Source organism: Saccharopolyspora sp. NPDC002578, from assembly GCF_053592695.1.
The window spans coordinates 1-8,411 of sequence record NZ_JBSFWJ010000131.1 but is presented as its reverse complement, the minus strand read 5'-3'; the positions used below and the strand labels follow the sequence as shown (position 1 = coordinate 8,411).

Annotated in this window: 4 protein-coding genes; 1 reads left to right on the top strand and 3 read right to left on the bottom strand. The window is 71.5% G+C overall.

Features of this window, described 5'->3' with window-relative positions; all coding sequences use genetic code 11:
- Positions 1-125: 125 nt before the first annotated feature.
- The 3 genes from hrpA to ACWD38_RS29620 form a co-directional block, all read right to left on the bottom strand.
- Positions 126-4,079, bottom strand: a complete 3,954-nt coding sequence (gene hrpA, locus ACWD38_RS29630) for an ATP-dependent RNA helicase HrpA (protein WP_184481961.1) — start codon at positions 4,077-4,079, stop codon at positions 126-128.
- 415 nt (positions 4,080-4,494) lie between these two features.
- Positions 4,495-5,259 carry a tyrosine-protein phosphatase gene (locus ACWD38_RS29625; protein WP_184481963.1) on the bottom strand — a complete coding sequence of 255 codons (765 nt, stop codon included), beginning with the start codon at positions 5,257-5,259 and terminating at the stop codon, positions 4,495-4,497.
- A 103-nt stretch (positions 5,260-5,362) separates the two neighbouring features.
- The gene (locus tag ACWD38_RS29620) at positions 5,363-6,835 is read right to left on the bottom strand and encodes a neutral zinc metallopeptidase (protein WP_184481964.1); all 1,473 of its coding nucleotides are present in this window, start codon (positions 6,833-6,835) and stop codon (positions 5,363-5,365) included.
- 271 nt (positions 6,836-7,106) lie between these two features.
- Here ACWD38_RS29620 and ACWD38_RS29615 point away from each other — a divergent pair, with 271 nt between their 5' ends.
- On the top strand, positions 7,107-8,258 hold the full coding sequence (locus ACWD38_RS29615) for a hypothetical protein (protein ID WP_450125382.1): 1,152 nt from the start codon (positions 7,107-7,109) through the stop codon (positions 8,256-8,258).
- The last annotated feature ends 153 nt before the right edge of the window (positions 8,259-8,411 follow it).

The following is an 8,411-nucleotide window of genomic DNA, read 5'->3' as shown; positions in this document are numbered from 1 at the left end:
TTCCTCGCGAGGACAGCTTTTTTCCTCGTGGCGGAGCCACTTGGAAAAAAGATCCCGCAGCGAGGAAACCGCTGAGGTTCCGCCACCCGACCCGCCACGCAGGCCGACTTCAAACCCGCGGATTCTCAGCGGGCGGCCTTGTCCAGGGCTCGGTGGATTCGCTTGGCGGAGACCGCGTGCGGGGTGCCCAGGGGCTGCGCGAACAGCGAGACGCGGAACTCCTCGATCATCCAGCCGACCTTGAGCAGGTCCTCGCCGGGCGCGCGGCCCTCGGGGACGGCGTCGAGCTGCGCCCGGTAGCGGTCCCGCACCTCGTCGATCTGCGCGAGCCACTGCCGGTCCCGCTGCGGGTGGTGCTGCACCTTCTCCAGCCGGTGCTCGACGGCGCGCAGGTACCGCTCCACGTCCGGCAACCGGTCCCAGCCGGTTCCGGCGACGAAACCGGGGTGCAGCAGGCCCGCCAGCTGGTCCTGGACGTCGGCCAGCGACTCCCGCGGCATGGTGCGCTCCCGGTCGGCCAGCGCCGACCGGGCCTGCTGGGCGGCGGTGAGCACCTTCTCGACCTTGGCGGCGGTGTCGGCGGTGACGGGGCCGAGCCCGGCCCGCACCTTCGCCTCCAGCGCGGCGAACCCGGCCTGGCTCCACACCGGTCCGCCGGCGTCGGCGACGAGCTTGTCGACCGCGCACGTCACGCAGTCCTCCAGCAGCCGCGCGACGTCGCCGTGCGGGCCGGTGCCGAGCACGACGCGGGTGCGCGCGTTCATGCCGCGCTGCAAGGACTTCACGGGTGACGGCAGGTTCAGCAGCAGCAGCCGCCGGGTGCCGTCCCACAGCGCGCGGCGCTGCTCGGCCTCGGTGTCGAACATCCGGACCGCGACCGAATCGCCCTCGTCGACCAGCGACGGGTAGGCCTTCACGGCGTTGCCGTCGCGTTCCTTCTCGAAGGTGCGCGGCAGTTCGCCGAAGCTCCATTCGCTGAGCCCGACGCGTTCCACGGTGTCGGCGGCGGCGGAGATCTCGGCGCGCAACTTCGGGCGCAGCCGCTGCTTGAGCTCGTCGAGGTCCTTGGATTCGGCGAGCTTCTTGCCGTCGCCGTCGATCACGCGGAACGACATCGTCAGGTGCTCGGGCAGCGCGTCCACGTCGAACGAGTCCGGCGGGACGACGACGCCCGTCATGGCGCGCAGCTGTTCGCTCAGCGCGCCCACGAGGTCGCCGCGCATCGCGGGCATCCGGGACAGCGCCGCCCGCGCGTGGTCGGGCACCGGGACGAAGTTGCGCCGCAACGTCTTCGGCAGCGACTTCAGCAGCGCGATGACGCGTTCTTCGCGCAGGCCCGGGATCTGCCAGTCGAACCCGGCGGGTTCGATCTGGTTGAGCACCGCCAGCGGGATGTGCGCGGTGACGCCGTCGGCGTCGGAACCCGGCTCGAACTGGTAGGTCAGCTCCAGCCGGTGGCCGCCCTGCTGCCAGGTGTCCGGGTAGTCGTGGTCGGTGACCCGCGCCGACTCCTGGTTGATGAGCATGGACTTCTCGAAGTTGAGCAGCTCCGGCTGCTCGCGGCGGGTCTTCTTCCACCAGGTGTCGAAGTGCCTGCCGGAGACGACTTCGGCGCCGACGCGCTGGTCGTAGAACTCGAACAGCGTCTCGTCGTCGACGAGGATGTCGCGGCGGCGGGCGCGCTCCTCCAAGTCCTCCACTTCGGCCAGCAGCGCGCGGTTGTCGTGGAAGAAGCGGTGGTTCGTGTCCCAGTCGCCTTCGACGAGGGCGTGCCGGATGAACAGCTCCCGGCACAGCTCCGGTTCGACCCGGCCGTAGTTGACCTTGCGCCCGGCGACCAGCGGCACGCCGTAGAGGGTGACCTTCTCGCTGGCCATCACCGCGGCGCGGTTCTTCTCCCAGTGCGGTTCGCTGTAGCTGCGCTTGACCAGGTGCCCCGCGAGGTCCTCGACCCATTCGGGTTCGATGCGAGCGTTGACCCGCGCCCACAGCCGGGAGGTCTCCACCAGTTCGGCGGACATCACGAACCGCGGCGGTTTCTTGAACAGCGCCGAACCGGGGAAGATCGCGAACTTGGCGCTGCGCGCGCCGAGGTATTCGGAGGCACCGCGCTGGCGAGGCCCGGCCTTCTCGGTCTTCTTGTCGGTGTCCTTGAGCCCGATGTGCGAGAGCAGCCCGGCCAGCAGCGACCGGTGCACCCGCTCGGCGTCGGCGGGCCGGTCGTTGATGGTCATGTCGAGCGACTTCGCCATCTGCCGCAGCTGCGAGTAGAGGTCCTGCCACTCCCGCACCCGCAGGTAGTTGAGGAAGTCCGCCTTGCACTGCTTGCGGAACTGGTTCGAGGACAGCTCGCCCTTCTGCTCGCGCAGGTGGTTCCACAGGTTCAGCAGCGCCAGGAAGTCCGATTCCTTGTCGCTGAACCGGGCGTGCTTCTCCCCCGCGGCCTGCTGGTGCTCCGCCGGACGCTCCCGGGGGTCCTGGATGGACAGTCCGGAGGCGATCACGAGGGTCTCGTGCAGGCAGCCGTTGCGGTCGGCGGCGATCACCATCCGCGCCAGCCGCGGATCGATGGGCAGCTGCGCGAGGGACCGCCCGATCGGGGTGAGCCTGCGGTCGTCGTCCTTGCCGGACTCGTCGAGCGCGCCGAGCTCGTGCAGCAGGTTGACGCCGTCGGTGATCTGGCGGCGGTCGGGTGGTTCCAGGAACGGGAACGACGCCACGTCGCCGAGCCCCAGCGACGTCATCTGCAGGATCACCGAGGCGAGGTTGGTGCGCAGGATCTCCGGGTCGGTGAACTCGGGCCGCGACTCGAAGTCCAGCTCCGAGTACAGCCGGATGCAGATGCCCTCCGACACCCGGCCGCAGCGGCCCTTGCGCTGGTTCGCCGACGCCTGCGAGACCGGTTCGATCGGCAGCCGCTGCACCTTCGTGCGGAAGCTGTAGCGGGAGATGCGCGCCGTGCCGGGGTCGATGACGTACTTAATGCCGGGCACCGTCAGCGAGGTCTCGGCGACGTTCGTGGCCAGCACGATGCGCCTGCCGGTGTGCGGCTGGAACGCGCGGTGCTGCTCGGCCGCCGACAACCGCGCGTAGAGCGGCAGCACCTCGGTGTTGCGCAGCTTCAGCTGGTTCAGCGCGTCCGCGGTGTCCCGGATCTCCCGCTCACCGCTGAGGAACACCAGGACGTCGCCGGTGCCCTCGGCGCCGAGTTCGTCGACGGCGTCGCAGATGGCCTGCGTCTGATCGCGCTCGTTGACGGGCAGGTCCGGGTCCGGCGACTCCTCGACCAGCGGCCGGTAGCGCACCTCGACGGGATAGGTGCGTCCGGAGACCTCCACGATCGGGGCGTCGTCGAAGTGCCGGGAGAACCGGTCCGGGTCGATCGTCGCCGACGTGATGATCACTTTGAGGTCGGGGCGGCGCGGCAGCAGCTGCTTGAGGTAGCCGAGCAGGAAGTCGACGTTGAGGCTGCGCTCGTGCGCCTCGTCGATGATCAGCGTGTCGTAGCGGCGCAGCAGCCGGTCGCGCTGGATCTCGGCGAGCAGGATGCCGTCGGTCATCAGCTTCACCAGCGTCGACTCACCGGCCCGCTCGGTGAACCGCACCTGGTAGCCGACGGCTTCGCCGAGCTCGGTGCCGAGCTCCTCGGCGACGCGTTCCGCGACGGTGCGGGCGGCGAGCCTGCGCGGCTGGGTGTGCCCGATGACGCCCTGCACGCCGCGGCCCAGCTCCAGGCACATCTTGGGGATCTGGGTGGTCTTGCCGGAGCCAGTCTCGCCCGCGACGATCACGACCTGGTTGTCCCGGATCGCCGCCAGCAGGTCCTCGCGGCGCGCGCTGACCGGCAGCTGCTCGGGGTAGCCGATGACCGGGACGGCGGCGCGGCGCTGCTCGACGCGCAGCTCGGCGGCGGCGACGTCGGCGGCGATCTCGCCGGTGGCGGACTCCAGCTTCGCGGCGTCCTTGATCTTGCGGGCGCCCTCGATGCGGCGGCGGAGCCTGCGCTGGTCGTTGAACATCAGCTCGGGCAGGCGGCCGCGCAGGTCGGCCAGCGGGGAGCTCACAGGTGACGTACCCATACTTCGTTCCAGGATAGAGAACCGCGCCACGAGGACGCCGCTGATTTTCGGCCGACGGGCGTGCTGCTCGCCGGCCGCGGGCGGGTGCGCGGCAGGCCTGGTGACCGGTCACCAGGTGCCCGGCACCTCAACACCGGTGGGCACCCGCGCATTCCGGCCGCACCGCGAACCGGAGCGCGGCGCGACCGCACGAGCAGGAAGCCTACAAACCACCCGCGCCCACGCCCCGCCGGACCTGCGCGGCAGCGGACGTCGCCCGACCGCGCGGGACGGCCCGCGCGGTCGGGCAGCGGCACCTCACGGCCAGGTCGCGAACTCCGTCGTTCCAGGTGAGCAGCGTTCTCCGCCGCGCCTCGGCGACCGGTTCGAGCAGCACGACCACCGGGCGGTCGACCGCCCCTGGCAGGGCGAACGCTCAGCCGTAGAGGAACGGGGTGTCGACGCTGCGCTCCGGCGCCTCCGGGTGGGAGCGGCTGAGCATCCGGCCCCGCAGCGCCGCGAGGTCCTGGCCCGCCAAGCCCGCGGCGCGCAGGTGCGCGGCCAGGTCGCGGGAGGTGATCGACCGGACCACCTCCACGGTGCTGGTGCCGTGCGCGGTGATCAGCCGCTCGATCTCCGGCGCATCGTCGGCCCGGCCCCGAGCGGTGCGGAACGCGGCCAGCGGCTCGTGGCTCAGGGCGTGATCGGCGGCGATGACCTCGGCTGACGCGCCGAGCAGGCCCAGCAGCACGAGCACGATCAGCCCGGCGCGGTCGCGACCGCTGCCGCAGTGCACCAGCACACCGCCCGGTCCGGCCGTGGCGACGGCCCCGACGACCTCGGCGATCCGCTGCGGGAACCGCTCCACGAACGCCGGGTAGTACAGCGGCGTGCACGTCAGCGGGCCGCCCCAGCGCTCCCAGAACTCGGTGTCAGCGGGATCGTCCAGCGGCAGCCGCAGCGTGGTGAGCCCGGCCGGGCGCTGCGCCTGATCGGGGCCGTCCTCACCGCCGTCGGTGAGGTCCACGACGGTGCGCACGCCGTGGGCCCACAACCCCGCCCAGCCGTCGGCGCTCAAGAACACCGGATTCCCGGAGCGCACCACCGCGCCCCAGCGCACCCGCCCACCGGTTACCGGCAGCCCGCCGAGGTCCCGGCCGTTGAGCAGTCCGTCCCACGTCAGTTCGCGACATCCAGCCATGCCCGGAAGACGCGCGACCCCCTCCGCCGTTGTTCCCCGAACGACGGAATCGGCCACTCGGAGCACGGCGCCCGATCCGCGCCGCGCCGGTCGGAAAAGCCGCTCAGACCCCGTACTTCGTGCTGCACGGGCCGAAACCGTCCTGGAAACCGGTCCGGAACGCGTCGAGGCGCGCGAAACCGGCGGGCACCTGGTCGCCGTTGACGTCGGCGGCGATGAGGCTGTCGTCGCCGAGCAGCGCGGCCACGCCCTCGTCGATGTCGCCGGGCGCCATCCGCAGCTCACCGACCGGATTGCGCTGTCCGATGGGGTCCTCGACGAGCAGCCCGCTCCAGGAACCGACCATGCATGCGGTGCGCAGCCCGGCGTTCGCCCCCTCCAACGGCAGACCGGCGGCCTGCTGCACCGACAGCGCGTAGCGGGACGCGATCTGCGCGTACGCGGCGAAATCCCCGTAGCCGGAGTCCGGCGCGTCCTTCGCGGGCGGGTTCGCGATCTTCTGCAGGTCGTCCAGGCTCAACGAGATCGTGTTGGTCGCCGGGCAGAAAGCGGCGGGCGCGGTGCCGCGAACCCCGTCGCAGGCGCGGGGCTCGGTGACGAGCTCCGGCGGCAGCGCGCCGGTGTCCCGGAAGACCTCCTGCAGGCTGTCCTGCACGGCCCGCAGGTTCTTCTCGTCCACCGGCAGGTCCGTCTCCTGCGCCTTCTTCCAGAACTGGAACTGGGTGGTGCGTTGCTTGACGTCGTCGGCGTCCATCGCCGCGCAGCGCTTCGGACCGTCGCTGAACCCGTACTGGAACGCGGTCACGCGGTCGAACGCGCTGCCGTGCGCGTCAGCGCCCTTGAAGTCGGTGTCGCCGGGGGTGTCGCGGATGTAGTTGAGCACGCCCATCACCTTGTTCAGGCCGTCCCCGGTGGAGACCTGGAAGTGCTCGGCGTCGCCCTCGGCCACGTGCCGGAAGAACGCGCCGGTGAAGCAGTCCGCCTGCTGCTCCAGCACCAGCGTCGGATCGTTCTCGCGCGTGGTGCCCGCGCGGTGCTCCACGGCGTGGCCCATCTCGTGCGCGAGGACGGTGACCACGGCGATCGGCCCGAAGCTGTTGTCCAGCCGCGGCAGCAGATCGGCGCGGTCCCAGGCGATCAGGTTCTCCTTGCCGCAGTAGAACGCGTTGGACAACCCCTGGGTCCGCTCGCCGCACAGGTCGCCGCCGAGCGCGGTCGAATCGTAGGAGACGAGCCGCTTCACGTCGTCGAACCGCTTGCCGTCGAAGGACTCGGGGAACTCGTCCTTCCAGAAGTCCTGGATGTCGGCGACGGCGTTGCGCGCCAGCACGTCCATCTCGCCGCCGTCGGTGCCCTCGACGGGCAGGTCCGCGTCGGCGACCCCGGTGCGCGGACCGGTGGGGCCGTTGTCCACGGGCAACCCGGCCACGTCGTCGGTGGCGGGTCCGCCCGCCACCGAAGGCGTGCCGCTGATCACCCGCGAACACCCGCCGACCAACACGATGCACGTGAGCAGCGCGAAGATCACGCCGAAGACCCGTTCGCCGCGCCGACCGCCTGCCGAAACCGGTGCCACAGAGTTCCCGTCCTGTTCCCAAGTCCGATGACCGGGCGGCGGAGCCGGTCCCCCGAGCTCGCTCCGCCGACCGCTGCGGCTCAGCCTATCGGGTAGCTCACCCCGCATTCCGCGCGTCGCCCGCAGGCCGCGAGGGCCGCGCTGACCAGGTCGTTCCGCCCGCGATCGACGGACGGGCGCCGAGCTCGCCGCCCCTCCGGTCGTGGTCGGGCCCGCCGGGAAAGCGCAAAGCGCCGAGGCGACGCCGAGCGGTCCCGTAAGTTCCTCGCCCATGGGGACAGTGCGCCAGTGGCTGCGGCCGTGGGTCGTGGCGGCGATCGGGGGCCTGGTGGCCGTCGGCATCGTCGAAGGGATCGCGGACGACGGCCGGTTCGGGCTCGCGGCGCTGGGAGCGCTCGCCGGGGTGATCGTGCTGCCGATGATCACCCAGCTGGGATTGCTGACCGGAGCGGCCGTGTTCGGGCTGCGGATCCGGCACATCGTGATCGGCTCGCTGCGCGGCATCGCGTCCTGGCGGGTCGGCCGGACCACGATCACCCTCCGGATGCTGCCGCTGGAACTGGCCTCCGAGATCGGACCGTGGCGCAGCCCGGTGATCCTGCGCTGCTGGCTGGCGGGGCTCGTGTCCGCGCTGGCCGGCGTCGCGGCGGTCGCGGCGAGCTGGTCGCTCGCCGACGGCCCGTTCGGCCGCGGCGTGCTGGTCGCCGTCACACCGCTGATGCTCTACAAGCTGTGGCCGCGCCGCGCCCCGCTGGCCACGTCGACCGGCTGGCTGCTGTTCGGCCTGCCCCGGATGCCGGAACCGCGCCGCACCGAGTTCCGCGCGGGCCCGCTCGCCGCCTGCGCGCACGAAGCGCTGCTCGCCGGTGACGTGACGAGGGCCCAAGCCGCGACGGACCGGCTCACCGCCGCGCACCCCGGCCTCAACACCACCATCAACTGCCAGGTCACCATGCTCGAAGCGCACGGCGAATACGCCCAAGCCGTGCTGAAGCTCGTCGGGCACATCGCCGCCGCCGACATCGACCAGCGCGAGATGTCCTACACCTTGGCCGGGCTGGCCGGACTCGGCTTCTCCGCCGCCGAAGCAGGTCAACTGCCCGCGGCCGAGGTGCTGCCGATCGCGAAGAAGGCGCTCGACGACGCGATCGGCCTCGGCTACCCCGCCTACCAGCTCAGCGGCACCAAAGCCCTGCTGGCGCTGCTGGAGGACGACCCGGACGAGGCCGCCCGGCTCGCCGCGATCGGCGCCGACCACAACACCTCACCGCTGTCGAAGGCCGACGACTACGCCACCCTCGCCCGCGCCCACATGGCCCGCCACGACAACGCGGCGGCGCGAGAAGCACTGGCGAAGGCCGACGAACTCGCAGCCTGGTGGCCACGCGTCCGCGGCACCCGAGAACGCCTCTCCGTCGCTTGAGGTCTCGGGTTGGCGTGGGGTGTCGGGTTGTGGAGCCGGGTTCGGCTTGGCGTGTGGCGTCGGGTTTGAGAGCCTTCCCCGGTTTGGGCGTGTGGTTGCTGTGGTGCGGTGGAAGGTCGGCTTTAGGGATTGCTTCCACGGCTCGTTTTGCTT